This is a genomic window from Ruegeria sp. CG1 (genome assembly GCF_056537265.1).
Genome location: NZ_JBQFRF010000002.1, coordinates 728,501 through 755,231 on the forward strand (window position 1 = coordinate 728,501; position 26,731 = coordinate 755,231).

Sequence of the window (26,731 nt, forward strand, 5' to 3'; positions counted from 1 at the left end):
GTAATTCATCCAAATGGTTGAACGAGAGAATCGCTATGACCTAGGCGCTATATTGAAGGCCGCGTCCGACCCAACCCGCCGCGTGATCCTAACGATGCTCGCGCAGCAAGGCCCCTTGCGGGTGACGGATATTGCGCGGCAATTCGATATGAGCCTCAACTCGGTGTCCAAGCACATCAAGGTGCTGGAGAATGCCGGGCTGGTGCGGCGTCGGACGGAATGGCGCGAGCATCTGATCGAGGTGCAGATGGCCCCCTTGTCAGCCGTGGATGACTGGTTCGCCGGGCTGCGTTCGATCTGGGCGCTTCGGCTGGACGCCTTGGAAACTGCTTTGGAGGACCCAGAAGATGACGGAACTGTCCCTTGAAATAACCCGCGCCATTCCGCACCCGCCGGAAAAGGTGTTTGATGCTTGGCTAGACCCGGAAATGTTGGCCAAGTTCATGCTGCCCGGTCCCAACATGTCAGTGCCCGAAGCTTATTCTGACGCCAAGGTAGGGGGCCGGTTCAAGATCATCATGCGCGCGCCCGAGGCCGGGGACCTTCCGCATGAGGGCGAATACAAGGTGATCGACCGGCCCAATCGGCTGCAATTCACTTGGAATTCTCCTTACAGTCAGGACGATTCCACCGTGACGCTGGATTTCACTCCAACCGATAAGGGCACGGAATTGCGCCTGCACCACATCCGCTTCCCTTCGGAAGAAAGCCGAGACAATCATGAAGGCGGCTGGACCCGAATCCTTGAGACGCTGGAGGGTGCGCTGTGATCAACTGGCTTGCCCTTGGCGCGGGAGTCACCGCCGCCTTTCTGCTAGGGTGGCTGGTCTACGGACCCGTCGGCTTTCAGAAACGCTGGGCCGAAGGTACTCGGATCGATCCGACACCGCCTGACACACCACCTCTGCCTCAACTGGCAGCCCAGATCATATTTCTGATCCTGCTGGCTGCTGTGATCGCCGTGACCGAGACCACCAATAGCCTTGGCGTTGCAGTTCTGGCCATCCTCGCAGTGGCTGCTCAGGCCGCATCGGTCGGGGCATGGGCGCAGAAAAGCGGCTTCGCCATCGCAGTCGACACCGGATATGCGCTGGGCTGCGGCGTGGTGATGATATTGGCGCACGCTATCCTTTGATACATCGGCCCCTGCCCAGCTTGGGCGGGGGTTAGGCAATCCCCTGCCCCCCAAAAACTCCCGACTTTCCAAAGCTTGCAAACTGATGTATGGGCCTGTCATCTGAGACGTTGTGCCCTGACCCCGGCACTCGAATGGAAGATAAAGTGGGGTCGGCGGCAATGGGGCCGCCATGCAAACCGGAGACCCGCAGGGGCGGGAGTGCTCCGTTCTAGGATACGCATATGTTTGATGTAACAAAGAAATCGATTCAGTGGGGCGAAGAGACGCTGACACTGGAAACCGGCAAGGTTGCCCGTCAGGCCGACGGCAGCGTGATTGCCACGCTGGGCGAAACCAGCGTCATGGCAAACGTGACCTTTGCCCGTGCTCAAAAGCCCGGTCAGGATTTTTTCCCGCTGACCGTACACTATCAAGAAAAATACTATGCCGCCGGTAAGGTTCCGGGTGGCTTCTTCAAGCGCGAAGCACGCCCGACCGAGAAAGAGACGCTGACCGCGCGTCTGATCGACCGTCCGATCCGCCCGCTGTTTGTTGACGGCTTCAAAAACGAAGTTCTGGTGATGTGCACCGTGCTGTCCCACGATCTGGTCAACGACCCCGACATCGTTGCGATGATCGCGGCATCCGCTGCTCTGACCATTTCCGGCGCGCCGTTCATGGGTCCGATCGCCGGTGCCCGCGTTGGTTTCGAGGATGGCGAATACGTTCTGAACCCGACCGTCGACGACATGCAGGACCTGCGCCTGAACCCTGAACAGCGTCTGGACCTGGTTGTTGCCGGTACCAAAGACGCCGTGATGATGGTGGAATCGGAAGCTTACGAACTCTCTGAGGCGGAAATGCTGGGCGCGGTAAACTTCGCGCATGAGCAAATTCAGCCCGTGATCGACCTGATCATCTCGCTGGCCGAAGAAGCCGCGAAAGAGCCGTTCGAATTCGTCGCCCCCGATTACTCGGAGCTGTCCGCCGCTGTTTCGGCTGCCGGTGAAGAGAAGATGCGCGCCGCGTTCGCGATCACCGACAAGCAAGAGCGCACCGCCGCTGTTGCCGCGGCCCGTGAAGCGATCAAGGAAGCGCTGACCGAAGAGCAGCTGGAAGACGGCAACCTCGGTTCCGCAATGAAGAAGCTGGAAGCAGGCATTCTGCGCGGTGACGTCGTCAAAGGCGGCAAGCGTATCGACGGTCGTTCGACCACCGATATCCGTTCGATCGTCGCAGAAACCTCGATGCTGCCACGCACCCACGGTTCTGCCCTGTTCACCCGTGGTGAGACTCAGGCATTGGCCGTGACCACGCTGGGCACCGGCGACGATGAGCAGTTTATCGACGCACTGCACGGCAACTTCAAATCGAACTTCCTGCTGCACTACAACTTCCCTCCGTATTCGGTTGGTGAAGTTGGTCGCGTCGGTGGCCCCGGTCGTCGTGAGATCGGCCACGGCAAGCTGGCATGGCGCGCCCTGCAGGCGGTTCTGCCTGCTGCGACCGACTTCCCCTACACGATCCGTATCGTGTCGGAGATCACGGAATCCAACGGCTCCAGCTCAATGGCGTCGGTCTGCGGCGGTTCGCTGTCGATGATGGATGCGGGCGTTCCGCTCAAAGCACCGGTTGCCGGTGTGGCCATGGGTCTGATCCTGGAAGATGACGGCGAATACGCCATCCTGTCGGACATTCTGGGTGACGAAGATCACCTGGGCGACATGGACTTCAAGGTTGCGGGTACCGAAAACGGCATCACCTCGCTGCAGATGGATATCAAGGTTGCGGGCATCACGCCTGAGATCATGGAGAAAGCCCTGGCGCAAGCCAAGGACGGCCGGATGCACATTCTGGGTGAGATGGGCAAAGCCCTGTCCGAGACCAACGAATTCTCGGTCCACGCCCCGCGCATCGAGACCATGAACATCCCCACCGACAAGATCCGTGAAGTGATCGGTTCGGGCGGTAAGGTCATCCGCGAGATCGTCGAGGTTTCGGGTGCCAAGGTCGACATCAATGACGACGGCGTCATCAAGATCGCGTCGCCCGACGGTGAATCGATCAAGAAGGCCTATGAGATGATCCACTCGATCGTTGCTGAGCCGGAAGAAGGCCAGATCTACACCGGTAAAGTGGTCAAGATCGTCGACTTCGGTGCCTTCGTGAACTTCTTTGGCAAGCGCGACGGTCTGGTGCACGTGTCCCAGATCGAAAACCGACGCCTGAACCATCCGTCGGATGTTCTGAAAGAAGGTCAGGAAGTAAAGGTCAAGCTGCTGGGCTTTGACGATCGCGGCAAGGTGCGCCTGTCGATGAAAGTTGTCGATCAGGAAACCGGCGAAGAGATCGTTCCCGAGAAGAAAGAAAAGAAAGAGGAAAGCGCAGAGTAATCTGCCTCTTTTGCAAGAACGAAGGCCCCGGTAATCTGCCGGGGCCTTTTTCTTTGGGCGAATGTCGAGTGCCGAAGCGATACTGTGGAATGTGCCGATCATCAGCTGGTGCTGGGGTAGGCTTCAATTTAGATGAGGATACAGTTTTAATCGCTGAGTGCATTGCCCTGAAACAGAGCCTCGCAACCACTTAAAACGTTGGCTTTACAGCCCCGAGGCATCTACTTGGGCGTTCTTTTCTACTCATTGCCGATAAATGAATGAATTTACGACGATATCCGATCGTTTCTTGGATTATTTCTTTTCTTCGATCAAAAGCTCTTCTATGAGCGCGCCTAACAGTTGCGTCCTCGATTTGACCTTAGCTTTTTTGTAGATTGAATTGTTCTGGGACTTGATTGTTCCCTCGCTGGTCTCGCGCAGTTTAGCTATTTCTGCGAGGGACAGGCCCTTTACGGTGAGCAGTGCAACATCTCGTTCCGCAGCACTAAGGCCCCAACGGTCGAACTGTAGTTCCAGCATCCGAAAAAACTCGCCTTGAGCCTTTCGCAGGTTCTGTTTGACTTCTTGGTGACGTCGCAAAAACAGCCTGTGGCTTTGCCAAATCAAAAGCCCCCCAAGAATAAACCCAAATAGGGTGATGAGAGCCGTGATTTCATGGACCACCCAACTCGCGGAAAAAATGTAGTACCCTGTTATTTCGCCAATCAATTCGATCACAAACGTCAAAGCAGAGATCGCATATACAGCGATCCCCGCTTTGAACATGGCTTCTTTTTTAAACCATTTGTTCAAACCCCAATCTCGCTTGGGCTCAAGTTGGAAGCTGAATTAATCATCGTCGCCTTCGTCATCCCCTTCGCCATCGTCGCCTTCGCTATCGCGTTCGCCGTCATCGCCTTCGCTATCGCGTTCGCCATCGTCGCCTTCGCTATCGCGCTCGCCATCGTCACCTTCGCTGTCGCGCTCACCATCGTCGCCTTCGCTGTCGCGTTCACCATCGTCGCCTTCGCTGTCGCGTTCACCATCGTCGCCTTCGCTATCGTTTTCCCCATCGCCTTCGTCATCGTCACCTTCGTCATCAAATCCTTCGTCGTCATCTTCGTCGTCATCTTCCTCATCGTCGAACTCATCGTCTCGCTCAGAACGATCCCGAACGATGGTTCCGTCTTTCCCCAGCACCACTTCTCTCTCGATTCCAGGTCCAGTTGCTTCAAAGCGAAGATTCCCAAACAGCGTGTTGGTTATTTCGATTCGTTGGAAACCTTGTTCTGTGAGTTCGTCGATGATGTCTTGCTTGGTGGTTTGCGAAAGCGCCGTGGTGGCCATCAGAACGAAAGTTGATGTCAGACCGATAGTTTTCTTGTTCATGTTCCCATCCTCAAAGGAATTGCCAATTGAACTAAAACATCGGCGCTTTGCGATGGGAATATAACTTAGGTTGGTTAGGCCAGACTTGAACCAAAGAACTATATCCTCAACGGTACTGGGTAATGCGCGCAATGTGCGGGAACGTGGATTTGGAGAGCGCCGAAAAATTTTTCAGGAGCAAATTCCTGAATTTGATCTCGGACCGATCTGAATTTACAGCCATGTAGTTTTTGAAGGTGACACCGAGGATATGTCCGAAGCCAAGAAATTCGAAAAGCTCTTCTCTACTCCAATGATGCGATTTGTGGTGCCTAACAGTGCAGCGCTTAATGCGGCGATTCTGTTTGAGGCCGAAAAGATGCGTGAGGAAGACGAGGGTGCCTCAAAATCCAATCGCGGCGGATGGCACTCAAACGGAAACCTCTTTGATCGCGATACGCCCGCTATTCAGAATTTGCGAGACGCGGCCGAAGATGCGGTGTTTCAAATAACGCGAAAGGTCTCAGACAAGGTTGAACTGGATAAACTTCGCCTGAAACTGTTCGGGTGGATAAACGACAATCCTTCCGGCGGGTACAATGCGCCGCATACTCATCCCGGCGCGCATTGGTCTGGAGTGTACTATGTTTCTCAACCCGAGATCGAAGAAGGTTCGTCTGGAATGATTGAGTTTCTCGACCCCCGAAACGAGTTGCCTCACTGGCGCATACTTCAGGCGAGTGCGTTTCGGAACAAAAAGAAGCTGCGCCCGGCAGCCGGCGAAATGATCCTTTTTCCATCCTATCTGACCCATTGGGTCCACCCAAACCAAAGTAAAGAAAGCCGCGTCACGGTTGCCTTCAACGCAACCTTTCGACGTCCAAAATCGGATCCCAGTTAATCGCCTCGAGATACGCAGCCTCTGTGGTATCGAACATCATGGCAATGTTTCGCCTGGTCAACGCAGTCAGCGCGGCTTTCAGTTTCCATCAGAAGCTACAATCCTTTGGCAGCGAGACCGCGTTCAACTGACGTATCCGATCCCTACCACCGCCTCGGTAGGCGTGCCCACAGTCGATCCAACCATAGCCAATCTGCCTTTTTCGATCAGTGCCGCTTTCGAGCCCTGCGCGTCACGGTAAACGATATGTTAACACTTCTAAGTTGAGTTAGCTCAAAGTTAAGGAAATCCAAATCATCTGGGACGTCGCCGCGCTTTGGCCTCTATCACCATCTTTGAGATCGACGGAGATCCGTTTGGCAACCCCAGTGTGACGGTGACCCAGGGGTTTCAGGTCACCATTACTGATGATGATAATTTTCTCGAAAATCCGGACAACAACGGCAGCCAACAGTTCGATACCCTCCCAATCCCCGGGCTGAACAACTCCGGCAGCTTTCAAATATTTGAAGGCTACAGCGCGACGGTCGGAGGTGCACCGGTCACCTACACACTGCTGCAATTCTCGGGTACGCAATACATCGTTGTGACCTCGGGAAACGTTGCTGTTAACGATGTACTGACAGGCAACTCACTGGCCCAGAGTACTGCACCTGCGGTCGAATATGATAACCTTCCCAGCTTTGTCTGCTTTACTTCGGGGTCACATATTCTGACACCGTCGGGCCAGCGTCTGATCGAAGAAGTCAAAGCAGGCGATCATGTGATCACCGCAGATGGCACCGGTCGGGCCGTGCGCTGGGTGGGTCGGCGACGGCTGAGTGATGCGGACCTGAGACAGACCCCTAAGCATTGCCCGATCCGGATCAGTGCGGGCAGTCTTGGGCCGCAGACACCATCGCGAGATCTGCTGCTGTCACCTCAGCATCGGGTTGTCGTGTCCTCACCTGCATTGGAATTGCATCATAGTCACCCGATGATGTTGGCGACGGCCAAGTCTCTGCTCAACGGCAAGTCTATCACGCAAGTTCCGCCAAGCGGGGGCGTCGAGTACATTCACATTCTATTCGACCAGCATGAGCTGGTGAATGTCGAAGGATTGTGGTCGGAATCGTTTTATCCCGGCGGATATACGCTGGACGCGATGAGCAGTGCAGTGAAGGAGGAACTATTCGAGCTGTTCCCTGAGCTTCATTCCGATACAGGCGGCTATGGTGATACGGTGCTGCCGGTTCTGAAACCGTACGAAGTGCAGATGCTGCGCCCGGAGCTATCTGCCCCTTGCGGCGCAACCTCGGCGTTTGCGCATTAGAAGAAGGCGGGGGCTTTCGCCCCCTGCCCGTTGATCCGATTACGACGGCGCTTTGGTTTTGCGCAGATAGGGGAAGATCGTCTCGAACTCGCCGAACTTCTCTTTTGCCTCATCGTTGGAGACCGCAGGTGGAATGATCACATCCTCACCCGGCACCCAATTTGCGGGGGTTGCCACGCCCTTGGCGCTCATCTGAAGGCCATCCAGCGCACGCAGAATCTCGGCAAAGTTGCGGCCCACGGTCATCGGGTAGGTCATGGACAGTTTCAACTGCTTATCGGGTCCGATGATAAAGACAGAGCGTACAGTTGCGCTGTCGGCAGGCGTGCGGCCGTCGGGCAGATAGGCCTCGGCCGGCAGCATGTCGAAGGCTTTGGACACAGCCAGACCGTCATCGGCGATGATCGGGAAGCCGGGGTTGGCGTTGCCATAGGCCTCGATATCTTTTTTCCACTTCTTATGATCTTCGACACCATCGACCGACACGCCGATCACTTTGGTGTTCCGCGCCGCCCATTCATCGTTCAGCTGCGCAACTGCCGAAAACTCGGTCGTGCAAACAGGAGTGAAGTCCTTGGGGTGTGAGAACAGGATGGCCCAGCTATCGCCAATCCAGTCATGAAACTGGACGGTGCCCTGATCTGTCTCTGCGGTGAAATTCGGGACCGTATCATTGATGCGCAAACCCATTGGGAAACTCCTTTCCTGTGAAAAATCGCGAGTCGATTGCTGCCAACCTAATCACTTTGCGCAGAGGTTAAACCATTCATGTTGCGCTGTCAGAAGATTCAGTAGGTAGATAATTTGATCAAATTATGTTTTACCCTTGCCCGACACCCGGGTGGGTGACAGAGTGCGAATGAAAACCGACCGTTCGGTCGATTGATTCCTGATCCGGAGGATGAGCCATGATCGAAAAACGCGATTTCTATATCAACGGCAAATGGGTCGCCCCATCAGAGCCGAATGATTTCGAAGTGATCGACCCGTCGACCGAAGAACCATGCGCGGTGATCTCATTGGGGTCAGAGGCTGACACTAACGCAGCGGTCGCCGCGGCCAAAGCTGCTCTTCCTGGTTGGATGGCAACCCCGGTGGACGAGCGCATCGCTTTGGTAGAGAAACTGGTCGATATTTACGCCACCCGCTCAGAGGATCTGGCCCAGGCGATGTCGATGGAGATGGGTGCACCGATCGAAATGGCGCGCAGCCAGCAATCGGGCGCGGGGATCTATCACCTGAAAAACTTCATCCGTGCCGCCAAGGCGTTCCAATTCGAACGTCCGTTGGGCGATCATGCGCCGAATGACCGGATCATCTATGAAGCGGTGGGTGTGGCAGCCCTGATCACCCCATGGAATTGGCCGATGAATCAGGTCACGCTCAAGGTCGGCGCGGCGGCGATTGCGGGCTGCACGATGGTGCTGAAACCGTCCGAGCAAAGCCCGCTGAACGCGATGATCTTTGCTGAGATGATGGATGAGGCTGGCTTCCCGGCTGGTGTTTTCAACCTGGTGAATGGCGATGGCGTGGGCGTGGGCTCTCAGCTCTCGGGGCACGCAGATGTTGATATGGTCAGCTTCACCGGTTCGACCCGCGCGGGCACTGCGATTTCCAAGAATGCGGCGGATACACTGAAGAAAGTGCATCTGGAACTGGGCGGCAAAGGGGCCAATGTGGTCTTCGCCGATGCCGACGAAAAGGCGGTAAAACGCGGCGTCCTGCACATGATGAACAACACCGGTCAAAGCTGTAACGCGCCCAGCCGGATGCTGGTGCAGCGTCCGATCTATGATCAGGCGGTTGAGACAGCCGCCGAAGTGGCAAACAAGGTCACCGTCGGCAGTGCCGCCGAAGAAGGCCGACATATCGGACCGGTGGTGAACGAAGTGCAGTGGACCAAAATTCAGGACCTGATCCAGAAAGGAATTGATGAGGGCGCGCGTCTGGTGGCAGGCGGTACCGGTCGCCCTGAAGGACTGAACAAGGGCTACTATGTGCGTCCTACGGTCTTTGCAGATGCCAACAACCAGATGACCATTGCGCGCGAGGAGATCTTTGGCCCGGTTCTGACCATGATCCCCTTCGATACCGAAGAAGAAGCCATCGAGATTGCCAATGACACACCTTACGGGCTGACCAATTATGTTCAGACCCAAGACGGTGCACGCGCCAACCGAATGGCTCGCGTCTTGCGGTCGGGCATGGTTGAGATGAACGGCCAGTCGCGCAGCGCTGGGTCCCCGTTTGGTGGGATGAAACAGTCCGGCAATGGCCGCGAAGGCGGGGTTTGGGGACTGGAGGACTTCCTTGAGGTCAAGGCCGTTGGCGGTTGGGCCGCCGAATAGTCAATCTTGGTGCTATCAAAATGTGAGGCACCCTAAGGGTGCCTCGCTTTGTTTCTTACGCAGGTCGGACGATAAGCTGCGGCTCTCCGTCCGACGTGTGACGGGTGGATCGACCATCCCAGCCAATCTCACCTGTCACCCGCTGGCGAAGGGACGAAAAACTGTCGAACCGGACCACATCTACGGGCACGTCGAACTGAAGGGTCACCCGGCGATGTCCGCCATCCCCAATCATGGTCAGACCGCGGATTTCGGCGGTGAAGGGCTGACCCAGATATCGGCCCTCAACCCGGTCACCAACGCGCAGCTGCACTCGATTTCCTGCCATCGCGTGCAACGTGTTCCAATCCCGCGCACCGAGTTGATGCGCCAACAGTTCCAGCGCCTCGCTATGTGATAGCTTCACTCCGGCGTCCTGCAGGCGTTTGCGCAGGCGTTTTGCCTGCTCTTTCAGCTCCGCAACCGGAGCGATGTTCTGAATATGTGTCATGGTGTGCCTCGTTTCCTGAAACGGGCGCGAAATCTGGACGGGGTTCGCATTGCCATCCGCGCGCCTGGAAAGGGCAACAGATGTGATTCAATCGGGTTTCACCAAAGCCTAAGGCCGCGAACGGCAGGGGACCCGAACCTGCCGTGCATATGGCAACGACGCGCCAGAATGTCAATCAGGCGTCGGCCTGCGCCGCCTCATAGGCCAGCATGGCGCGCTTGACGGGCAGTCCCCAGTGGTAGCCACCCAGGCCGCCCGATTTGCGTAAGGCACGGTGGCAGGGGATCAGCCAACTGACCGGGTTGCGCCCAACTGCGGTGCCCACGGCGCGCACCGCTTGGGGTGAGCCGACCCGCTGCGCGATCTCGGAATAGGTGGTGACCTGCCCCGAAGGGATGTGCATCAGCGCTTCCCATACCTTGATCTGCAGTGGTGAGCCGATCAGGTAGAGTGGGGTCGGCTCCAACCGGTCGCTGGCCGCACCGAAGGCGCTGAGCACCCAAGGCCGCAGGCGCATCGGGTCCTCGACAAAATCAGCATTGGGCCAACGAGAGATCATGTCTTCCATCGCCGCCTCCTCGCCTGTCTCGGCCCCAAAGGCGATTCCACAGATTCCCTTGTCAGTTCCCATAACCAGCGCAGGGCCAAAGGGGCATTCGAACCAGCCCCAGTAGATCGTGAGACCTGCGCCTTTGCGGGCATATTCACCGGGGCTCATGGATTCCCATTTCAGGAACAGGTCATGAAGCCGCCCACTGCCGGACAGCCCCACATTATGAGCGGTTTCCAGCGTGGTGAAACGCTCGTGCAACAGGGCTTTGGCATGGCCGAGAGTCAGGTATTGCTGGTATCGCTTCGGCGAGACCCCGGTCCAGCGTGAGAACAGACGCTGAAAGTGGGCAGGGCTCATATCCATCTGGCGAGCCAACTCATCAAGACTGAGACTCTCTCCGCCTTGATCGATCAATTCGATCGCGCGCCGCATGACGTTATAATGATATCCGCTTTCTGCTGTCTGGACGTTCATCAGTCACCTCATCAGTTACAGGAACAGTAACTTGCCCCTGTCGATCTTGCGACCCGGAACCTGCGCTTTATCTTGTCAACTGAGTTGACGAATCAAATCGATTTCTCCTACCATTCAGGTATGGGACACAGGTTGGATCAGCTTTATCAGGCAGTTCAGGCCACCCGGCCTTTGCTGCGGAACATCACGGCAGCAGTTGAGCAGGGCAGCCAGCGCAAAGGCGTGACCGTCGGGCAACGTGCCCTTTTGGAAGGTCTGTCGCTATCTCCCGGCGCGACAGCCCCGGTGCTATGCGCCGAGCTGCAGCTGAAACGACAATATGTCTCGCGCATCTTAAAAGAGTTGATGGGTGCACAGCTGATCGAAAGCCAGCCCAATCCCAAACGTGCAGGCACCTACTGCTACCGGCTGAGCCCTGCGGGCGAAGAGACGATCACGGCAATCAGAGCGGATGAGATGGCCAAGCTGACAAGCTTTGCACAGGATTATTCTGCGTCAGAGCTTGCCGCCTACCACAAGGTTCAGCTGGCCCTGACCCGCTATTTCGCAGAACTCGCCAAGGAGGCCTGACATGACCGTCCTTTGGATAATGGCCGCAAGCATCATGATCGCCGTGTTGTACATCCTCGTGCAAATCCGAAAGATTGGCACTCCGACAACCGGAGCCAAAATAGATCTGGCATCGCGGCCTGAAACGGCGCTGCTGGTGATCGATATGCAAACAGATTTTACCTCGATACCCACCTGGGATGACGCGCAAATTGAGGGTGCCTTGTCGACGATCCGGTCAACGACGGACAGCGCCCGCCAGTCTGACTGGTCCGTGATTGCCATCCGTCATGAATTCAAGGGACGGCTGGCGAACTTGCTGAACGGGTGGTTCAATCAGGGGCGCGGCAACGCAGGTTCCGACGGAGTTGGGTTGGATCCGCGTCTTGCGCTGAATCCCGATGCCGAGTTTGTAAAATCCGTAGGTGACGCCTTTTCTTCGCCGGGCTTTGAACGGTTCCTGCAAGACAAACGGATCGGAACGCTGGTTCTGACAGGGTTGGACGGGTGTCATTGCGTGAATAAGACCGCGCAGGGCGCGCTCAATCGAGGATATCGGGTTCAGATCGATCCGGCGGCTGTACTGGCAGCTGATCCGAACCGGTGGCAGGGGATCAGGGATCAACTTGCAACGGCGGGGGTGGATTTCCGACTGCAAAAGTGAGGCATAGGGATAAATCGACCAAGACCCGCGCCTAGGCAAAACCAAAACGCACCTTTTCAATTGCGACCGCTTGTCTGGCAGGGCATTAAGGCTCGGATGGCCAATCAACTCGGATACCACAAGATCCGCGAGATCTTTACGCGTTTTCACGACGCCGACCCTGAACCCAAGGGCGAGTTGGAGCATGTAAACGTCTATACTCTGGTCGTTGCCGTCGCAATGTCAGCGCAGGCGACCGATGCCGGCGTCAACAAGGCTACGCGCGCGCTATTCAAGATCGCTGACACGCCGCAGAAGATGCTGGATCTGGGCGAAGAAGGTCTGATCGAACATATCAAGACCATCGGCCTGTTCCGCCAGAAGGCCAAGAACGTAATCAAGCTGAGTCGCATTCTGGTCGAAGACTATGGCGGTGAGGTGCCCAACTCCCGCGCGGCGCTTCAATCGCTACCGGGTGTGGGGCGCAAGACAGCCAATGTTGTCTTGAACATGTGGTGGCGATATCCGGCGCAGGCGGTGGACACGCATATCTTCCGCGTCGGTAACCGCACCGGCATTTGTCCGGGCAAGAATGTAGACGCCGTCGAACGCGCCATCGAAGACAACATACCGACCGACTTTCAGCTGCATGCGCATCACTGGCTGATCCTGCATGGCCGCTATCACTGCAAGGCACGCAAACCACAGTGCCCTACCTGTATCATCCGCGATCTCTGCGAATTTGAGGACAAAACCGAATGAAAACCTACCAACTGACCGGCATCGGAAACGCCGTTGTGGACGTGATTTCCCAAGCCGATGACAGTTTCCTTGAGCTGATGGGCATCGAAAAGGGCATCATGCAGCTGATCGAACAGGAGCGCGGCGAGGTACTGTATGCCTCGATGGAAGGCCGGGTGCAGACGCCGGGCGGCTCGGTTGCCAATACCATTGCGGGTGCGGGTGCACTGGGTCTGGATTCGGCGTTTATCGGGCGGGTGCATGATGATGCGCTGGGGCGGTTCTATGCGGATGCGATGAACGAGGATGGGGTGGATTTCGTGAACCCGCCGGTGCCGGGGGGCGAGCTGCCAACCTCGCGTTCAATGATCTTTGTCTCACCGGATGGCGAGCGGTCGATGAACACCTATCTGGGTATTTCGTCCGAGCTGTCTTCTCGGGATGTCTCGGAAGACGTCGCGGGCAACAGCCAGATCATGTTCCTCGAGGGCTATCTGTTCGACAAGGAAAAGGGCAAGGCGGCATTCCTGGAGGCCGCGCGCAACTGCCACAAGGGTGGCGGCAAGGCGGGCATCGCCATTTCTGACCCGTTCTGTGTAGAACGGCACCGGGTCGATTTCCTGCTGCTGATCGAGAATGAGCTGGATTTTGTAATCGGCAACGAGGCCGAAATCAAATCGCTGTTCGAAACCGACGATCTTGAAGAGGCGCTGGCGAAAACGGCCGAGATTTGCCCTCTGGTCGTCTGCACCCGGTCTGGCGACGGGGTGACCGTTCTGAACGGCGACGCGCGCATCGACGTACCAGTTGAAAAGATCGTCCCCGTGGACGCGACCGGCGCGGGCGATCAATTCGCCGCCGGGTTCCTTTATGGCATGGCAACAGGCCGCGATTACGAGACCTGTGCGCGGATCGGCAATGTCTGTGCCCGCGAGGTGATCAGCCATATCGGCCCGCGCCCCGAGGCGAACATGCAGGAGTTGCTGCAGGCTGAGGGATTGCTCTGATCCCGCGAAACGCAACGTAACGCTGGTGCGTCACATTTCGGAATGGCTACCCTTTTTTTGGATGTAAGGGGGGAGCCAATTCATGTTGGGCAGAGCACTCAGGATCACCGCAGGAACATTGGCGTTGGGGCTTGTGGCCGGCGTTGGGTACCTGCTGATCTCTCCGCCCGACCTGTTGCGAGTCGGGACCAACTATTCTGCCAAGATCGTCTGTTCTAACGTGTTCATCGCCAGGCGGGATGCGCAGGAGGTACTGGCGGTTGATGTGCAGGCGCCCGGGCATCCGTTGCTGAAACACGTCTCGGTCTCGGTAGACCCCGAGGCGCAATCAGTATCCGCAAAGCTACTCGGGATCTTCGCCCCTGCGACCAGCCAATATCGCGAGGGGCTTGGATGTGCGAATACGCATGAGGCCCAACCGGTCAACGCCCAGCTAAACACTCTGCCCGCGCTGTCTGATGCACTTTGGCCGGAAGGCACCACCGTGGCCCCAGCGCAGAACTCCAAATTGGCAATGGTTCTGTCGGACCCGACCATTCTGGGAAAGGGCTTCCGCGCCGTAGTTGTGGTGCATGATGGCCGGATCATTGGTGAGGCTTATGCGGATGGATTCGACGAAAATACCCCTCTTCTGGGCTGGTCAATGACCAAAACCATAACCTCTGGATTGATTGGAACGCTGATAAAATCCGGTCAGATGAAGTTGACGGATACACTGGTCGATTCATTTCCCGATTGGGCAGAGGACAACCGGCAGCACATTACCGTCGAGGATATGTTGACCATGTCAAGCGGCCTGCGATGGAACGAAGGCTATGGTGACGTCTCGGACGTGACTCGGATGTTATATCTGAGCGACGACATGGCGGGGTTTGTCACTTCGCTTGAGGCCGAGGCTGAGCCAAATACTGAATTCAACTATTCGTCGGGCACATCCACCGTCTTGGCGCGGGTCTGGCAGGATCAGGTCAAAGATGACAGCTTGTCCTATCCGCAGCGCGCACTCCTGCTGCCACTGGGCATGACCTCGGCCATACTTGAAACTGATGTTTCTGACACCTTTGTCGGCTCAAGCTATATGTACGCCACAGCGCGGGATTGGCCACGATATGGGCAATTCCTGCTGCAGGGCGGCACATGGGACGGGCAGCAAATTCTGCCCGAAGGGTTCACTGACTGGATGTTCGAACCGGTTGCTGTCTCGGGCGGGGCATATGCCAAAGGTCACTTGTGGCGCGACGTGCCGGGTGGAGAACCCCCGTTCGAAGATGCGGTCTGGATGGCCGGACATGATGGGCAATCGGTCGGGATATTCCCTTCGCGTGATTTGGTGATCGTGCGATTGGGGCTTACACCGTCCGATACCGGTTATTCCCCGCTGCCGCTGGCCAAAGCGGTGATTACGGCGCTTGGTTCCTAACCCGAACTACCCGAGATGCGGCTGAAACGCAGAAAGCACCTGCTGGTAGACGTCCTTTTTGAACGGCACGATCTCATCGACCAGCCGCGTCGTGGTCTGCCATTTCCAGTGGGTGAACTCGGGGTGCTCGGTTGCGATATCGATCTGATCATCCCGGCCTAAGAACCGCATCAGGTACCACTTCTGCTCCTGTCCGCGATACCGGCCCTTCCAGATTTTCGGCACAATGTCATGCGGTAGGTCATAGGGCAGCCAGCCGTCGGTCTCGGCGATGATGTCGACCAGATCGCTGGTTACACCAGTTTCTTCCCAAAGCTCGCGCAGGGCCGCATCGCGCGGGTCTTCGCCCTTGTCCACGCCGCCCTGCGGCATCTGCCAGGCGTCCTTGTGACGATCATTGCGCTGACCGACAAAGATTTTCCCCTCGGCATTCATCAACATCAGTCCCACGCAGGGGCGATAGGGCAGTTTGGCGATTTCATCAGGGGTCATGCGCGGCCTCGTGATTAAGCTTTGCTGCGTCTCTAGCAAGCGCCGCAGTAAAGGCAAAGGGAATGACGTTAGGTTTCGCGTGACAAAGGTGACGCGAAGGTCAATCTGACGGTCAAAGTCGGGAGGGAGAGTTTGCCATGACTGCGTACCCAAACATGTTGGCCCCGCTGGATCTGGGTTTTACCACGTTGAAGAACCGCGTGCTGATGGGCTCGATGCATACCGGTCTGGAAGAGACCGGCGACTGGATCCGTGTCGCCGAGTTCTACGCGGATCGCGCGCGCGGTGGTGTTGCTTTGATGGTGACGGGTGGGATTGGCCCGAACCTTGAGGGCTCGGTGCTGCCCGGGGCCTCGATGATGACCAATGATGAAGAGGTGGCGAACCATTCCATTGTGACCAAACGTGTGCATGAGGCAGGCGGCAAGATCGCGATGCAGATCCTGCATGCGGGGCGCTATGCCTATGGTCCGAAATGCGTGGCCCCCAGCCCGGTGAAATCCCCAATTTCTCCGTTTCCGCCGCATGAGTTGGACGAAGAGGGTATCGAGAAGCAAATCAGCGACATCGTCAACGCGGCTGTTCTGGCCCAGAAGGCGGGCTATGACGGGGTCGAGATCATGGGCTCCGAGGGGTATTTCCTGAACCAGTTCCTCGTGACCCACACCAACAAGCGCGAGGATCGCTGGGGTGGGTCATACGAGAACAGGATGCGTCTGCCCATTGAGGTGGTGCGCCGCACGCGGGAAGCCGTGGGGAGCGATTTCATCATCATCTATCGCCTTTCGATGATTGATCTTGTGCCCAATGGGTCGACCCATGACGAAGTCGTTGAACTTGCGCAGCGGATTGAGCAGGCCGGGGCAACGATCATCAACACCGGTATCGGTTGGCATGAGGCGCGGATTCCGACGATTGCTACCAGCGTTCCCCGTGCTGCATTTGCGTGGGTTACCAAGAAGCTGATGGGTAAAGTCGGGATTCCGGTGATCACCTCGAACCGGATCAACACGCCTGAGGTTGCCGAAGAAGTTCTATCGACCGGTTGCGCCGATATGGTGTCTCTGGCGCGGCCGATGCTGGCCGATGCGGATTTCGTGAACAAGGCGATTGCGGATGAGGCCGCGAAGATCGCCCCGTGCATCGCATGCAATCAGGCCTGTCTGGACCACACTTTCAGCGGCAAGCTGACCTCATGCCTGGTCAATCCGCGCGCCTGTCATGAGACTGAATTGGTGATCGGCAAGGCCGAGACACGCAAGACAGTGGCCGTTGTCGGCGCTGGCCCTGCAGGTTTGTCCACTGCGATGACAGCTGCCCAGCGCGGCCATGATGTAACCCTGTTTGATCGCGCCGCCGAGATAGGCGGGCAGTTGAACATGGCCAAACAGGTGCCAGGGAAAGAAGAGTTCTGGGGACTGGTCGACTGGTATCGCACCATGATGAACGACCTTGGCGTGACGGTCGAACTGAACCGCGAGGTCAGCGCGGATGATCTGACCGGTTATGATGAGGTGGTCATCGCCACCGGTGTCACTCCTCGTGATCCGCAGATTCCCGGCCAGGATCGGGACAATGTGCTCAGCTACATCGACGTGCTGCGCGACAAGGCCGAGGTCGGCAGCACCGTCGCCGTAATCGGGGCCGGAGGCATCGGGTTCGATGTCTCCGAATTCCTGCTGGAAGACGGTCACAGCCCAACCACGGACCTTCCATTGTGGATGAAGGAATGGGGCGTGACCGACCCCGCAGAACACCGCTCGGGCCTGGCCCCCGAGGGCCCGCAGCCCGAAGCACCAGCACGGCAGGTCACGTTGCTGCAGCGCAAGGCGCAGCGTCACGGCAAGGGGCTAGGAAAGACAACGGGCTGGATCCACCGCGCGACGCTAAAGATGAAGGACGTCAGTTTCGTTGGTGGTGTGAATTATGAGCGCATCGACGAGGACGGCCTGCATGTCAGCTTTGGCGAAACCCGCGATGATCCAACCGTGATCGCAGCCGAGTCGATCGTCCTATGTGCCGGGCAGGTCTCGGACCGGTCGCTGGCGGATGAGCTGATCGAACGTGGAATCGCCTGCCATGTGATTGGTGGCGCAGATGTGGCAGCTGAGCTGGACGCCAAACGTGCGATCAATCAGGGCACACGTCTGGCGGCAGCGTTCTGACGTTGTAATGCCAGTGCGCTGGAGAAAGCCGCCCCGGAAGAGGCGGCTTTTTTCGTTTTCCTTGACTCAGTTGTTATCAATATACATATGTACCAAATGAGTCAGAAAATAGAACGCACCCAAACAGGAATTCGAATCGAGAAGCGGCTTCTGAAAGTTCTCAAAGGGCTGGCAGAATCGCTGGACATGACCCTTGGCGACCTGATTGAGGGCATCGCGCTGCACAGCTTTGAGAACAAGCCAGCCTTCTCTGAAGAGACGCTGAAGAAGATCAAACAACTCAAAAGTGTCTACGACTTCGATTGGACAGCTGAAGACAGCCACCGTTTCAAGGAGGATGAAGAATGAGCGCATCGCGATACGCCGACGTCACCATCGCATTTGAAGCACACGCAATCGACAACGCAAGGTTCGGACACGCCGAACATGTGCAAGTCGCTTATGACCTGCTACGCAAGTATGATTTCATCGATGCCGCAGCGATCTACGCCAAGGGAATTCGCACGTTAGCAGCGAACGCAGGCGCACCGGACAAGTTCAATCTGACAATCACCTACGCATTCATGAGCCTGATCGCAGAGCGGCTGGCCAACACGCAAGCTACTGACTTTAAGAGTTTCGCACAGGAAAATTCCGACCTGATGGCCAAGTCAGTACTCAACCAATGGTATTCTGCGGAACGTCTCAACATGCAGCTTGCGCGCGATATATTCCTGCTGCCTGCCGACGCATAATCGTGTTTTGCGGCGAAGGTGAATTGTTACTCTACAGTGATCGTAATCACCTCGGACACAATGGGCGTCGCATGAGGGACGTGGCCTGCATCCCCAAGCACCAGCTGCAAAGTATGCTCACCCGGAGCAAATTCCAAAGTCACCTCGGTCTGACCGCCACCGAAATGAATGTGATTGTCGTCTGCGGGCAGACCGTATGACAGTTCGTCCGCACCGTCTTCTCCCTGCCCAAGTGGTGGGCGATCAATCAGGAGGTGATGGTGCCCTGTATTTTCCTTCTCGGTTCCAGCGGGGGCAACGCCCATGCCGCTGAGCCCAAAGACTACGGTCACAGGTGATTGCACGGTGTCACCGTCAGACAGGTTGACGAAATAGACCTTCGCATCTGGATTCGATGGTGTTTCCCCTCCGGCCCACGCAAGGCTGGCGGTCAGACACAGGGTAATGACAGCAAATAGGGCTTTCATAGTCTCCTCCGTGGTCACAAAAATGCCATTCTCATCATAGCACGATTGGAAAAAAGTCCAGAAAACGGGGTTTTGTATCGAAAGGCATGGTCCGCGGCATATAGGCCCGGGCGTTTCCTAGTTGCAAACGATCCGATTCAAAACCCTGATATTATCCCATGTCTGCCCAGTTCTTGCCCAGATTGATCGCGATAAAGAGACAACGAACGGAAGACCTGGGGAACGAGAATGGATCGACTAACTGAAATGGAGGCCTTTTCCAACGTGGTGGACCAGGGTGGTTTCACCGACGCGGCCAAGAAAATGGGCATCTCCAAATCAGCCGTGTCTAAACACGTCTCGAGCCTCGAGGCGCGGTTGGGGGCAAGGCTTTTGAACCGGACAACGCGCCGGGTTTCGCCAACCGAGATCGGGTTGGCCTATTATGATCGCGCCCGTCGCGTGCTGAACGACGCAGGCGAAGCGGATGCGCTGGTGACTTCGATGCAATCTGCGCCTTCTGGTCTGCTGCGGATCTCTGTGGCAACAGATTTTGGCGTCAATCACCTGTCACCGGTCCTGTCGGACTTCCTGTCGGCCTATCCGGACATCACCGTGAATATGGTTCTGAACAACCGCTATGTTGAGCTGATTTCCGAAGGCTTTGACGTGGCCGTGCGCATTGGCGAGCTGGAAGACAGCACGCTGCGCGCCCGTAAGCTGACCGAAACAGTGAAACGCATGGTCGCGTCGCCGAGATATATCGAACAGTTCGGACGCCCGCAGAAGATCGACGATCTGAACGAACACAAACTGCTGCATTACTCCAGCCAATCCTCGGGCAGCGTGTGGAAGCTGACGGCGCCTTCGGGCGAGAAGCGTCAGGTCCGCACTGCTGGCTGGCTAAGCGTAAATGATGGGCAGTCGCTACTGAACGCCGCGATCTCGGGGCTTGGGATCGCGCATCTGCCCAGCTATCTATATGCCGAAGCACTGAAATCGGGCGAGGTGGTAGACGCCATGCCATCGCTGCCGGATGAGGTTCAGGGCGTCTATGCAGTCTACCCGCCGGGCCGGTTCACCCAGCCCAAGGTGCGGGCTTTCATTGATTTTCTTGTCGATTCCTTTGCTGAAAAGGGTCCGATGGATTGGTAGAATTCTCCCTGTGGCACCTAAACGGCCCGTGCTGAATGGCACGGGTCTTTTTTTGTCTAGCGATGCATCAGTTAGTCTCTGGTGATACGGCCCGCTGATACAGGTGCCACGTGGTATGGCCCAGGATCGGCAGCGTGAAAATCAGCCCCAGAAACGCCGGAACCAGCGACAACAGCATGGTAACCGAGATGATCGCCGCCCAACTGAGCATTACCACCGGGCTTTCAGCGACCACGCGAATGGAAGTGAGCATGGCGGAAACAAAGTTGGTTTCCCGATCCAGAAGCATGGGCATGGCCACCACAGTCACCGAGAACAGGACCGCCGACAAAAAAGCGCCGATACAGGTGCCGACCGCCAGAAAGGTCCAGCCTTGCGGTGTGAAGAAGATGGTGTTCATGAACCCTTCGAAATCCGAGAAGGACGCCTTTTGCAGGATGATCGCCAGCCAAAGGCGGATTTGGTAGGTCCATACCCAGAAAATGAACAGGGTGACAAAGGCCATCCAACCCATCTCGCGCTTGCGTTGATGGGCCATGACGCTGAGGATTTCGGACCAACCGAAGCTTTCCCCTTTCTGCATCCTACGGGACATTTCATAAAGCCCGGCGGCCGCAAATGGGGCAACCAGCGGAAAGCCTACGGCGGCAGGAATGATCATCCAGATCTTGCCAAGCCCGACCAGGCACCAAACGAACAGGATGCCGAAAACCGCGTAGAACAGGCCGAAAAAGCCGCTCATGACCGGGTGTGCGAGGAAGTCGGAAAACCCGGCCTTCAGCGATGCGGTAATATCCTCGGCCGTCAGCCTGTTAACCTCGGGTATGGATTGCTGTGGGACCGTGTTATCCGGCGGAGTGGTATCTTCGGTTTTGGATGCCATGACGCATTCCTCCCAAAGCATGGTGACTGGTGGGACTGCCTGCCAACAGGCCTGATGGCAAGACAGACGCACCGATTAGCTGCAAGTGTGCATCAGGCCGCGCCATCAGGGCAAGAGGGACACAGGGCGTCCGCGGTGCTCGCGCCTGCTAGTTGACCAGCAACACCGCCTCGACCCGGCGATTGAGATCGCGGCCCTCGGGCGTAGCGTTAGAGGTAATGGGCGCAAGATAGCCTACGCCCTGCGCCTCGATCCGGTCGGCGGCAACACCGTGCGCTTCGATCAGGCGCGCACGCACGGCTTCCGCCCGTTTGGTGCTGACCGCAATATTGGCCTGCAATGCGCCCGTATCATCCGTGTGCCCTACCAGCGCCAAACGGGTCGAAGGATTGTCGGCCAGATAGCCCGCAAGCAGCGCAAGCGAGGCAAACGGCCCTTCGCCCAGCGCGACTTCGCCGGTGCGAAAGTGCAGGTCATCAAGGATGACATGTCCGGTACTGCTGAGATCGTTTAGCAACCCGGCAGGGCCCTCAACAGTTTCCTCGATCACAAGTGGCTGCGCAGGCTGCGTACCTTGCGGGGTCACCCGGATCATCTGCACATAGCCATCCGGCGGGTTGCGGCTGACCAGCAGGCTCAGCACTTCGTCACCGCGGGAGGCGGATAGAAAACGGTAATCGTGGATCGCCACATACATGTCAGGCGTCGGCACCACTTCGGTGCCAAAGCGGAAATCGAATCCGCCACAATTGCGTGCCTCGCATTCAAACGCGATCTCGAAACCTTGCGCCTGAAGCTGTTCCCGAAGCGGTGCAAGAATTTGCAGCGTCGTGCTGGACCCGGCCTGCAGACGCCATGTTAGCCGCTCGACACGCCCTTCGACAGTGCGGGATGGAACTGCGCCGTCGGCAAACACGTCGGTTGGCAGGTCGTAGCTGTCCAATGCACTGGTGCGATCCGAAATCTGCCGGGCGCTGGCGGGCAACGTCAGTTCCTGCGCCTGCACAGGCACGGCCAAAAGGAGGCTAAGAAACAGGAAACGGATCATCGGAACTGCGCGTGATACTCTGGGTTCGGGACCATGGCAGTGGCACTGGCCACGCGGTTGGTCATATTGAAGAAACCGGTGACATTGGCAATGTCCCAGATATCGCGATCCGAAAACCCGACATCACGTAAAAGCTGGCGATCGGGCTCTTCGATTGTGGTGCTGGCGGTGGTCATCTTGGCTGCGAAATCCAGCATTGCACGTTGGCGCGCGTCCAATTTGGCGACGCGGTAGTTCATGACCAGCATCTCACCCAGCTGCGGATCGCCCGAAAGCTGCCGCACCGCTGCGCCATGAGCCACGAGGCAGTAGAAGCATTTGTTGATCGAGGACACCACGACCGCAATCATCTCGCGTTCCAGCTTGGTCAGCCCGCTATCGGCCAGCATCAGATCATTATACATCGAAGTGAAGGCATTCAGCTTGTCGATATCGAAGGCATAGGCGCGCAGGACATTCGGCACCATTCCCAGTTTCTCGACACAGATATCAAAGTATTTCTGCGTCTCTGACGGTAGCGGGTCCACCATTGGCAGATCCAGGGCAGTGGGCATGTCCTGTTTGGTCAATTCGTCCTCCTCAGACGCGCTGGCGATAGTGGTATTCTCCGACGATCTTCATCCCAAGCGAGTGGTAGAGGCCATTGGCCCCCGCGTTCGCCTTGGTACAGATCACGCTAAGCGTCTGCGCGCCATTGTCCAGCGCCCAAAAGGCCGCGGCGCGCATGGCCCACTGGCCCAACCCCTTGCGGCGGTGATCCGGTAGGATTTCCAGCGCGTGAACCATCGCGATACCTTCATGGATCGCCACGAAGCCGGTTCCTGCGGGCTGGTCGCTGTGGCGCAACAAAAGGCCGGTCTTTGGGCACGGTGCCCGGTACATGATCGCAATCCGTTCGGGGCCGATACCGCCCTGCGCCCAGATCTCACGCATGATGGCCAGCGGTTCCCAGATGTTGAAAACAGTCACGCGCGGGATCGGGATATCGGTCAACTGCTGCGCCGGGCAGGAATAGATATTAACCGGATCAAGGATGTCGTAGCCGCGTTGCGCAAGCATTGCATCCAGCGCCTCATCTCCGGGCCGCAGGCAGAAGATGCGTTTTTGACCCATCGCCTGCATGGCGCTTTCGGCCGCATCGATATCGGCGCTGGTGACGTCCCCGGTGCGATTGGCGGCAGAGACGCGTGAACCTCCGCCCTGTCCTTGCCGCAGTCGAAATGGGCCTTGCGTTTGATAGCCGGCGGCAGGCCATGTGCCATCGACAACAGCGGCCCAATCGGGATTCAAAGCTCGATCTCTTTCGCAAGGCGGGTCATGGCGGCATCGATCCGTCCACCCTCGGTGCCGCGCACGACGACGTTGGCTCCGAAGACGCCATTCGTCTGAAACGGATAACAGCCGATCGAAAGATCGCCGAAGTCTTTGGCCAGTGCGGCCAAAGTTGCTGCAATATCGCCTTCACCCCGATCCACACGCAGCGTCTGCGACAAAAGCGGGCTACCTCCGATGAGCGAAGGCAGAACACTCGCAACCATGGCCTGAAAAACCAAAGGCACCCCGGCCATGACATGGACGTTGTTGATGGTAAAGCCGGGCGCGGTCGAGACCGGGTTGTCGATCAATTCGGCCCCTTCCGGAATACGCGCCATGCGCAGGCGAGCGTCGTTCAGCTCCAGCCCGGATTTCTCGTAATGCGCCTCAAGCAATGCACGCGCGTCGTCGCGAACATCGATATGCACGCCAAAGGCACGGGCGATGCAGTCAGCGGTGATGTCGTCATGGGTCGGACCAATACCACCACTGGTAAACACATGGTCATGGGCCTCTGATAGCGCCCTTACGGCTGCCTCAATCGCGGGTGCATCATCGCTGACAATGCGCACCTCTTTCAGGTCAATGCCGTGTTTGGTCAGCTCTCCAGCCAGATAATGCATATTGGCATCGCGGGTGCGGCCCGAGAGGATCTCATCCCCGATCACCAACATTGCAGCGGTTGGATTGGCCATGACGCGCCCTCCCTCTTGATCGACCGTTAGGGCAGGTATAGGCCCTTGGCCATGCGATTTGAAACCCCCCTTGTCCCCGCTCGACTGATCCGCCGCTACAAACGCTTTCTGGCAGACTGCAGGCTGGAAGACGGGCGCGAGGTGACAGCCCATTGCGCCAATCCGGGCTCAATGATGGGGCTCGCAGAACCGGGTGAGAAAATCTGGCTGGAGCCCAACGACGATCCGAAGAAAAAGCTGAAATACGGCTGGCGGCTGGTCGATCATGAGAACGGGCATTTCACAGGGGTCGACACATCAGTCCCCAACAAGGCGCTTCGGTTGGCGCTCGAGGCGCGTGAAATCCCCGAGCTGGCCGCCTATGAAACCGTGCGCCCCGAGGTCAAATACGGTGAAAACAGCCGTATCGATTTCCTGCTGACCGGGCCGGGCCTACCCGATGCTTATGTCGAGGTCAAAAGCGTCACCCTCTCACGCCAACCCGGCCTTGCTGAATTCCCCGACAGTGTGACCGCCCGCGGTAACAAACATCTCGGCGAACTGGCGGCTATGGCGGCACAAGGGCATCGGGCGGTGATGCTGTATCTGGTTCAACGGACCGATTGCGACCGGTTTGCGCTGGCTACCAATATTGATCCGGCTTATGCGGCGGCGTTTGAGGTGGCGCAAGCGCAGGGGGTGGAGAAGCTGGTTTACGGGACGCAGATTTCGCCAATAGGTGTTTTGGTCAACTCGTCAATCAATTGTTGAGAAAAAATTCAGATGAACCCGACTATTTCTATCGAATTTGCTTAGAGATTCTCAAAGGACAACTTAATGACGGCACTACCGAAGACCGAGAACACCCGTTTAGAAAAGCGTATTCGAACAATCTCAGTGACCCTAATGATTTTGGGAGGGATACCTGTATTGGCTAGATTTTTTGGCGTAGCGTTTGTTCCCTCTCCGATTTGGGTTTCCTGGGCTTTTTGGCCTGCATGCGTAGTGGGAGCAATTTCGGGAGCGACAGCACTTTGGGCGGTTCACCTTAGCTTATCCGAAGGCATCCAATTCTCAGAGCCAATAAAAACAACATTGTCTATATTGTTCATGCCTTTGGTAAGTGCGCTTGCGGGCTTTCTTATAGTGGCGGCGACGATCCCGATGGTTGTTTCTCTTCCCTCTTTTCGCACGGTAGAAATAACATTTGTTGTTAGTGATCCCAATATGGGAGATTATCGGAAGTGCCCTAGGCCAATCGCTCTTAAAGACACGGCGCGCGCTGTTAACGTCGTTTGTGATGTCCCGAACAGTATTCGCAGACGTCTGCGAACCGGAAGACAGATTATTCTTGTTGGCCTAGGAAGCGGTGTCGGCGTATTCCCAACTCACTTTCGTCTGCCTTGATCACCAAGAGCCCTTATCAGTCTACGTGTTAAACCAAATCAACTGAAAAACATTCACCACCGCGCACCCTCTGGTACTTTCTGCACAAGCAGCGTAAAAGAAGTGCTGCGTGAAATATTTGGAGTCCCGCACCGATGAAAGAACATCGTGGCCGTCTGACCAAAGACGGTATCCGCATCTATGAACAGAGTGACTTTGCCGGCATGCATGCGGCAGGGGCGCTGGCTGCGCGGATATTGGATGACATTGCTGAACATGTTTTTGTCGGCCAGACCACCGGTGCGATTGACGGGCTGATCACTCAGATGGTCGAGGATGCAGGTGCGGAATCGGCAACCATTGGCTACAAGGGTTATCAGCACGCCAGCTGCATCAGCGTGAACCACGTGGTGTGTCACGGCATTCCGGGTGACAAAAAGCTGAAGGATGGCGACATTCTGAATATCGACGTGACCGTCATCGTTGATGGCTGGTTCGGTGATACGTCGCGCATGTATGTGGCGGGTAAATTGCCGCGCAAGGCCGAACGGCTGATTCAGGTGACCCACGACGCACTGTTCAAAGGTATCGAGATGGTCAAGCCGGGCAATACTTTCGGCGATATCGGCCACGCCATTCAGGCCTATGTCGAGGCGCATCGGATGAGCGTTGTACGCGATTTCTGCGGCCACGGTCTGGGCCGGGTGTTCCACGCGCCACCAAACGTCCTGCACTATGGTCGTCCGGGTACCGGAGCTGTGTTGGAAGAGGGCATGTTCTTTACCATCGAGCCGATGGTCAATCTGGGGCGTCCTGAAACCAAGACACTGTCCGATGACTGGACTGCCGTGACCCGCGACAAATCGCTGTCGGCGCAGTTCGAGCATTCGGTCGGTGTAACCGCAGATGGGGTTGAGATTTTCACCTTGTCACCGGGCGGCAAATATCACCCGACCTATTCGTCCTGATCGGTCGCCTGATCGCGTAATAGCTTCAGCAGCAAGGTTTCATCCCGCCACGGGATGACCGCGTCGTGAATGAACACCGGCGCGCGCATCGGTTTGGGCGGAGGCCCAGTTTTGGTGTCGGCGTCTTTCGAAAAAGCCCAGAGCGGAGGTGTGATAGCGCGGTCCATG

32 protein-coding genes are annotated in these 26,731 nt (G+C 57.0%); 19 read left to right on the forward strand and 13 right to left on the reverse strand.

Features of this window, described 5'->3' with window-relative positions; all coding sequences use genetic code 11:
• The first annotated feature begins 13 nt into the window (after nucleotides 1-13).
• The 4 genes from ACR0AU_RS08945 to pnp all read left to right on the forward strand — a co-directional run bounded on the left by ACR0AU_RS08945 (nucleotide 14) and on the right by pnp (nucleotide 3,510).
• Entirely contained in the window at nucleotides 14-367 is a 354-nt protein-coding gene (locus tag ACR0AU_RS08945) for a metalloregulator ArsR/SmtB family transcription factor (RefSeq protein WP_170394700.1), read from the forward strand.
• Nucleotides 348-770, forward strand: coding sequence for an SRPBCC family protein (locus tag ACR0AU_RS08950; protein WP_223117202.1), 423 nt, complete (start codon nucleotides 348-350; stop codon nucleotides 768-770). Before ACR0AU_RS08945 ends, ACR0AU_RS08950 begins: the two co-directional genes overlap by 20 nt.
• A complete protein-coding gene (locus tag ACR0AU_RS08955; protein WP_170802591.1) occupies nucleotides 767-1,135 on the forward strand; it encodes a DUF1761 family protein in 369 nt (122 codons plus the stop codon). Before ACR0AU_RS08950 ends, ACR0AU_RS08955 begins: the two co-directional genes overlap by 4 nt.
• A 224-nt stretch (nucleotides 1,136-1,359) precedes the next feature.
• A complete protein-coding gene (gene pnp, locus ACR0AU_RS08960) occupies nucleotides 1,360-3,510 on the forward strand; it encodes a polyribonucleotide nucleotidyltransferase (RefSeq protein WP_170394709.1) in 2,151 nt (716 codons plus the stop codon).
• 294 nt (nucleotides 3,511-3,804) lie between these two features.
• On the opposite strand, the gene ACR0AU_RS08965 is transcribed toward pnp, so the two are convergent.
• Nucleotides 3,805-4,305 carry a helix-turn-helix transcriptional regulator gene (locus ACR0AU_RS08965; RefSeq protein ID WP_170394711.1) on the reverse strand — a complete coding sequence of 167 codons (501 nt, stop codon included), beginning with the start codon at nucleotides 4,303-4,305 and terminating at the stop codon, nucleotides 3,805-3,807.
• 36 nt (nucleotides 4,306-4,341) lie between these two features.
• Nucleotides 4,342-4,881, reverse strand: a complete 540-nt coding sequence (locus ACR0AU_RS08970) for a hypothetical protein (protein ID WP_480795576.1) — start codon at nucleotides 4,879-4,881, stop codon at nucleotides 4,342-4,344.
• Between the two features lie 250 nt (nucleotides 4,882-5,131).
• Between ACR0AU_RS08970 and ACR0AU_RS08975 the strand changes: the two genes are divergently transcribed.
• Together ACR0AU_RS08975 and ACR0AU_RS08980 are read left to right on the forward strand one after the other, a co-directional pair.
• Nucleotides 5,132-5,761, forward strand: coding sequence for a TIGR02466 family protein (locus tag ACR0AU_RS08975; protein WP_170733908.1), 630 nt, complete (start codon nucleotides 5,132-5,134; stop codon nucleotides 5,759-5,761).
• Between the two features lie 316 nt (nucleotides 5,762-6,077).
• Entirely contained in the window at nucleotides 6,078-7,073 is a 996-nt protein-coding gene (locus ACR0AU_RS08980) for a Hint domain-containing protein (RefSeq protein ID WP_480795577.1), read from the forward strand.
• 39 nt (nucleotides 7,074-7,112) lie between these two features.
• Here the strand turns inward: ACR0AU_RS08980 and ACR0AU_RS08985 are convergent, their stop codons facing one another.
• On the reverse strand, nucleotides 7,113-7,763 hold the full coding sequence (locus ACR0AU_RS08985; RefSeq protein WP_170408508.1) for a peroxiredoxin: 651 nt from the start codon (nucleotides 7,761-7,763) through the stop codon (nucleotides 7,113-7,115).
• 218 nt (nucleotides 7,764-7,981) lie between these two features.
• Here ACR0AU_RS08985 and ACR0AU_RS08990 point away from each other — a divergent pair, with 218 nt between their 5' ends.
• Nucleotides 7,982-9,421 (forward strand): aldehyde dehydrogenase family protein, encoded by a 1,440-nt coding sequence (locus ACR0AU_RS08990; protein ID WP_170394725.1) that lies wholly within the window; start codon nucleotides 7,982-7,984, stop codon nucleotides 9,419-9,421.
• Nucleotides 9,422-9,476: 55 nt separating this feature from the next.
• Here ACR0AU_RS08990 and ACR0AU_RS08995 read toward each other — a convergent pair whose 3' ends face one another.
• Together ACR0AU_RS08995 and ACR0AU_RS09000 are read right to left on the reverse strand one after the other, a co-directional pair.
• Nucleotides 9,477-9,911, reverse strand: coding sequence for a glyoxalase superfamily protein (locus ACR0AU_RS08995; protein ID WP_170426134.1), 435 nt, complete (start codon nucleotides 9,909-9,911; stop codon nucleotides 9,477-9,479).
• A gap of 175 nt (nucleotides 9,912-10,086) precedes the next feature.
• Nucleotides 10,087-10,938 carry a bifunctional helix-turn-helix domain-containing protein/methylated-DNA--[protein]-cysteine S-methyltransferase gene (locus ACR0AU_RS09000; RefSeq protein ID WP_170394731.1) on the reverse strand — a complete coding sequence of 284 codons (852 nt, stop codon included), beginning with the start codon at nucleotides 10,936-10,938 and terminating at the stop codon, nucleotides 10,087-10,089.
• Nucleotides 10,939-11,070: 132 nt separating this feature from the next.
• Here ACR0AU_RS09000 and ACR0AU_RS09005 point away from each other — a divergent pair, with 132 nt between their 5' ends.
• The 5 genes from ACR0AU_RS09005 to ACR0AU_RS09025 all read left to right on the forward strand — a co-directional run bounded on the left by ACR0AU_RS09005 (nucleotide 11,071) and on the right by ACR0AU_RS09025 (nucleotide 15,298).
• Entirely contained in the window at nucleotides 11,071-11,508 is a 438-nt protein-coding gene (locus tag ACR0AU_RS09005; RefSeq protein ID WP_480795578.1) for a MarR family winged helix-turn-helix transcriptional regulator, read from the forward strand.
• A gap of 1 nt (nucleotide 11,509) precedes the next feature.
• Complete coding sequence (locus tag ACR0AU_RS09010; RefSeq protein ID WP_480795579.1) at nucleotides 11,510-12,151, forward strand: cysteine hydrolase family protein; 642 nt, start codon at nucleotides 11,510-11,512, stop codon at nucleotides 12,149-12,151.
• A 96-nt stretch (nucleotides 12,152-12,247) separates the two neighbouring features.
• Nucleotides 12,248-12,892 (forward strand): endonuclease III, encoded by a 645-nt coding sequence (nth, locus tag ACR0AU_RS09015; RefSeq protein ID WP_480795580.1) that lies wholly within the window; start codon nucleotides 12,248-12,250, stop codon nucleotides 12,890-12,892.
• A complete protein-coding gene (locus ACR0AU_RS09020) occupies nucleotides 12,889-13,878 on the forward strand; it encodes an adenosine kinase (protein ID WP_170426125.1) in 990 nt (329 codons plus the stop codon). The genes nth and ACR0AU_RS09020 overlap by 4 nt, the downstream gene beginning before the upstream one ends.
• 82 nt (nucleotides 13,879-13,960) lie before the next feature.
• Nucleotides 13,961-15,298: a serine hydrolase domain-containing protein gene (locus ACR0AU_RS09025; RefSeq protein ID WP_480795581.1), complete on the forward strand. Its 1,338-nt coding sequence runs from the start codon at nucleotides 13,961-13,963 to the stop codon at nucleotides 15,296-15,298.
• A gap of 6 nt (nucleotides 15,299-15,304) precedes the next feature.
• Here the strand turns inward: ACR0AU_RS09025 and ACR0AU_RS09030 are convergent, their stop codons facing one another.
• Nucleotides 15,305-15,790, reverse strand: coding sequence for an RNA pyrophosphohydrolase (locus ACR0AU_RS09030; RefSeq protein WP_170598361.1), 486 nt, complete (start codon nucleotides 15,788-15,790; stop codon nucleotides 15,305-15,307).
• A gap of 137 nt (nucleotides 15,791-15,927) precedes the next feature.
• On the opposite strand from ACR0AU_RS09030, the gene ACR0AU_RS09035 reads away from it, so the two are divergent.
• The 3 genes from ACR0AU_RS09035 to ACR0AU_RS09045 all read left to right on the forward strand — a co-directional run bounded on the left by ACR0AU_RS09035 (nucleotide 15,928) and on the right by ACR0AU_RS09045 (nucleotide 18,689).
• Entirely contained in the window at nucleotides 15,928-17,955 is a 2,028-nt protein-coding gene (locus ACR0AU_RS09035) for an NADPH-dependent 2,4-dienoyl-CoA reductase (RefSeq protein ID WP_170733914.1), read from the forward strand.
• 96 nt (nucleotides 17,956-18,051) lie between these two features.
• Nucleotides 18,052-18,303 carry a hypothetical protein gene (locus ACR0AU_RS09040; RefSeq protein ID WP_170394756.1) on the forward strand — a complete coding sequence of 84 codons (252 nt, stop codon included), beginning with the start codon at nucleotides 18,052-18,054 and terminating at the stop codon, nucleotides 18,301-18,303.
• Entirely contained in the window at nucleotides 18,300-18,689 is a 390-nt protein-coding gene (locus ACR0AU_RS09045) for a hypothetical protein (protein WP_170733915.1), read from the forward strand. Before ACR0AU_RS09040 ends, ACR0AU_RS09045 begins: the two co-directional genes overlap by 4 nt.
• Nucleotides 18,690-18,715: 26 nt before the next feature.
• Here ACR0AU_RS09045 and ACR0AU_RS09050 read toward each other — a convergent pair whose 3' ends face one another.
• Nucleotides 18,716-19,156 carry a DUF4399 domain-containing protein gene (locus ACR0AU_RS09050; protein ID WP_170466618.1) on the reverse strand — a complete coding sequence of 147 codons (441 nt, stop codon included), beginning with the start codon at nucleotides 19,154-19,156 and terminating at the stop codon, nucleotides 18,716-18,718.
• A 228-nt stretch (nucleotides 19,157-19,384) separates the two neighbouring features.
• Here ACR0AU_RS09050 and ACR0AU_RS09055 point away from each other — a divergent pair, with 228 nt between their 5' ends.
• A complete protein-coding gene (locus tag ACR0AU_RS09055; protein WP_480795582.1) occupies nucleotides 19,385-20,290 on the forward strand; it encodes a LysR family transcriptional regulator in 906 nt (301 codons plus the stop codon).
• Nucleotides 20,291-20,357: 67 nt separating this feature from the next.
• On the opposite strand, the gene ACR0AU_RS09060 is transcribed toward ACR0AU_RS09055, so the two are convergent.
• From ACR0AU_RS09060 to ACR0AU_RS09080, 5 genes are all read right to left on the reverse strand, one after another.
• Entirely contained in the window at nucleotides 20,358-21,173 is an 816-nt protein-coding gene (locus tag ACR0AU_RS09060; RefSeq protein WP_480762727.1) for a DUF2189 domain-containing protein, read from the reverse strand.
• Nucleotides 21,174-21,321: 148 nt separating this feature from the next.
• Nucleotides 21,322-22,221: an OmpA family protein gene (locus ACR0AU_RS09065; RefSeq protein ID WP_480795583.1), complete on the reverse strand. Its 900-nt coding sequence runs from the start codon at nucleotides 22,219-22,221 to the stop codon at nucleotides 21,322-21,324.
• On the reverse strand, nucleotides 22,218-22,790 hold the full coding sequence (locus ACR0AU_RS09070) for a peroxidase-related enzyme (protein ID WP_170394773.1): 573 nt from the start codon (nucleotides 22,788-22,790) through the stop codon (nucleotides 22,218-22,220). The genes ACR0AU_RS09065 and ACR0AU_RS09070 overlap by 4 nt, the downstream gene beginning before the upstream one ends.
• 10 nt (nucleotides 22,791-22,800) lie before the next feature.
• Entirely contained in the window at nucleotides 22,801-23,511 is a 711-nt protein-coding gene (locus ACR0AU_RS09075; protein WP_480591537.1) for a GNAT family N-acetyltransferase, read from the reverse strand.
• Nucleotides 23,508-24,230, reverse strand: a complete 723-nt coding sequence (locus ACR0AU_RS09080) for a molybdopterin-binding protein (RefSeq protein WP_170394779.1) — start codon at nucleotides 24,228-24,230, stop codon at nucleotides 23,508-23,510. Before ACR0AU_RS09080 ends, ACR0AU_RS09075 begins: the two co-directional genes overlap by 4 nt.
• Before the next feature lie 51 nt (nucleotides 24,231-24,281).
• Between ACR0AU_RS09080 and sfsA the strand changes: the two genes are divergently transcribed.
• The 3 genes from sfsA to map all read left to right on the forward strand — a co-directional run bounded on the left by sfsA (nucleotide 24,282) and on the right by map (nucleotide 26,563).
• Nucleotides 24,282-24,980, forward strand: a complete 699-nt coding sequence (sfsA, locus tag ACR0AU_RS09085; RefSeq protein WP_170733918.1) for a DNA/RNA nuclease SfsA — start codon at nucleotides 24,282-24,284, stop codon at nucleotides 24,978-24,980.
• A 66-nt stretch (nucleotides 24,981-25,046) separates the two neighbouring features.
• Nucleotides 25,047-25,616: a hypothetical protein gene (locus ACR0AU_RS09090; protein WP_480795584.1), complete on the forward strand. Its 570-nt coding sequence runs from the start codon at nucleotides 25,047-25,049 to the stop codon at nucleotides 25,614-25,616.
• 134 nt (nucleotides 25,617-25,750) lie between these two features.
• Nucleotides 25,751-26,563: a type I methionyl aminopeptidase gene (gene map, locus ACR0AU_RS09095; protein ID WP_170394785.1), complete on the forward strand. Its 813-nt coding sequence runs from the start codon at nucleotides 25,751-25,753 to the stop codon at nucleotides 26,561-26,563.
• Here map and ACR0AU_RS09100 read toward each other — a convergent pair.
• The gene (locus ACR0AU_RS09100) at nucleotides 26,551-26,730 is read right to left on the reverse strand and encodes a hypothetical protein (RefSeq protein WP_480795585.1); all 180 of its coding nucleotides are present in this window, start codon (nucleotides 26,728-26,730) and stop codon (nucleotides 26,551-26,553) included. The two genes, map and ACR0AU_RS09100, sit on opposite strands and share 13 nt — an antisense overlap.
• Nucleotide 26,731: the final 1 nt, after the last annotated feature.

Coding starts and splice junctions, on each gene's coding strand:
- ACR0AU_RS08945 (WP_170394700.1), top strand. CDS start 14: ATGGTTGAACGAGAGAATCGCTATGACCTAGGCGCTATATTGAAGGCC.
- ACR0AU_RS08950 (WP_223117202.1), top strand. CDS start 348: ATGACGGAACTGTCCCTTGAAATAACCCGCGCCATTCCGCACCCGCCG.
- pnp (WP_170394709.1), top strand. CDS start 1,360: ATGTTTGATGTAACAAAGAAATCGATTCAGTGGGGCGAAGAGACGCTG.
- ACR0AU_RS08970 (WP_480795576.1), bottom strand. CDS start 4,881: ATGAACAAGAAAACTATCGGTCTGACATCAACTTTCGTTCTGATGGCC.
- ACR0AU_RS08975 (WP_170733908.1), top strand. CDS start 5,132: ATGTCCGAAGCCAAGAAATTCGAAAAGCTCTTCTCTACTCCAATGATG.
- ACR0AU_RS08985 (WP_170408508.1), bottom strand. CDS start 7,763: ATGGGTTTGCGCATCAATGATACGGTCCCGAATTTCACCGCAGAGACA.
- ACR0AU_RS08990 (WP_170394725.1), top strand. CDS start 7,982: ATGATCGAAAAACGCGATTTCTATATCAACGGCAAATGGGTCGCCCCA.
- ACR0AU_RS08995 (WP_170426134.1), bottom strand. CDS start 9,911: ATGACACATATTCAGAACATCGCTCCGGTTGCGGAGCTGAAAGAGCAG.
- ACR0AU_RS09000 (WP_170394731.1), bottom strand. CDS start 10,938: ATGAACGTCCAGACAGCAGAAAGCGGATATCATTATAACGTCATGCGG.
- ACR0AU_RS09010 (WP_480795579.1), top strand. CDS start 11,510: ATGACCGTCCTTTGGATAATGGCCGCAAGCATCATGATCGCCGTGTTG.
- nth (WP_480795580.1), top strand. CDS start 12,248: ATGGCCAATCAACTCGGATACCACAAGATCCGCGAGATCTTTACGCGT.
- ACR0AU_RS09020 (WP_170426125.1), top strand. CDS start 12,889: ATGAAAACCTACCAACTGACCGGCATCGGAAACGCCGTTGTGGACGTG.
- ACR0AU_RS09025 (WP_480795581.1), top strand. CDS start 13,961: ATGTTGGGCAGAGCACTCAGGATCACCGCAGGAACATTGGCGTTGGGG.
- ACR0AU_RS09030 (WP_170598361.1), bottom strand. CDS start 15,790: ATGACCCCTGATGAAATCGCCAAACTGCCCTATCGCCCCTGCGTGGGA.
- ACR0AU_RS09035 (WP_170733914.1), top strand. CDS start 15,928: ATGACTGCGTACCCAAACATGTTGGCCCCGCTGGATCTGGGTTTTACC.
- ACR0AU_RS09040 (WP_170394756.1), top strand. CDS start 18,052: ATGAGTCAGAAAATAGAACGCACCCAAACAGGAATTCGAATCGAGAAG.
- ACR0AU_RS09045 (WP_170733915.1), top strand. CDS start 18,300: ATGAGCGCATCGCGATACGCCGACGTCACCATCGCATTTGAAGCACAC.
- ACR0AU_RS09050 (WP_170466618.1), bottom strand. CDS start 19,156: ATGAAAGCCCTATTTGCTGTCATTACCCTGTGTCTGACCGCCAGCCTT.
- ACR0AU_RS09055 (WP_480795582.1), top strand. CDS start 19,385: ATGGATCGACTAACTGAAATGGAGGCCTTTTCCAACGTGGTGGACCAG.
- ACR0AU_RS09060 (WP_480762727.1), bottom strand. CDS start 21,173: ATGGCATCCAAAACCGAAGATACCACTCCGCCGGATAACACGGTCCCA.
- ACR0AU_RS09065 (WP_480795583.1), bottom strand. CDS start 22,221: ATGATCCGTTTCCTGTTTCTTAGCCTCCTTTTGGCCGTGCCTGTGCAG.
- ACR0AU_RS09080 (WP_170394779.1), bottom strand. CDS start 24,230: ATGGCCAATCCAACCGCTGCAATGTTGGTGATCGGGGATGAGATCCTC.
- sfsA (WP_170733918.1), top strand. CDS start 24,282: ATGCGATTTGAAACCCCCCTTGTCCCCGCTCGACTGATCCGCCGCTAC.
- ACR0AU_RS09090 (WP_480795584.1), top strand. CDS start 25,047: ATGACGGCACTACCGAAGACCGAGAACACCCGTTTAGAAAAGCGTATT.
- map (WP_170394785.1), top strand. CDS start 25,751: ATGAAAGAACATCGTGGCCGTCTGACCAAAGACGGTATCCGCATCTAT.
- ACR0AU_RS09100 (WP_480795585.1), bottom strand. CDS start 26,730: ATGGACCGCGCTATCACACCTCCGCTCTGGGCTTTTTCGAAAGACGCC.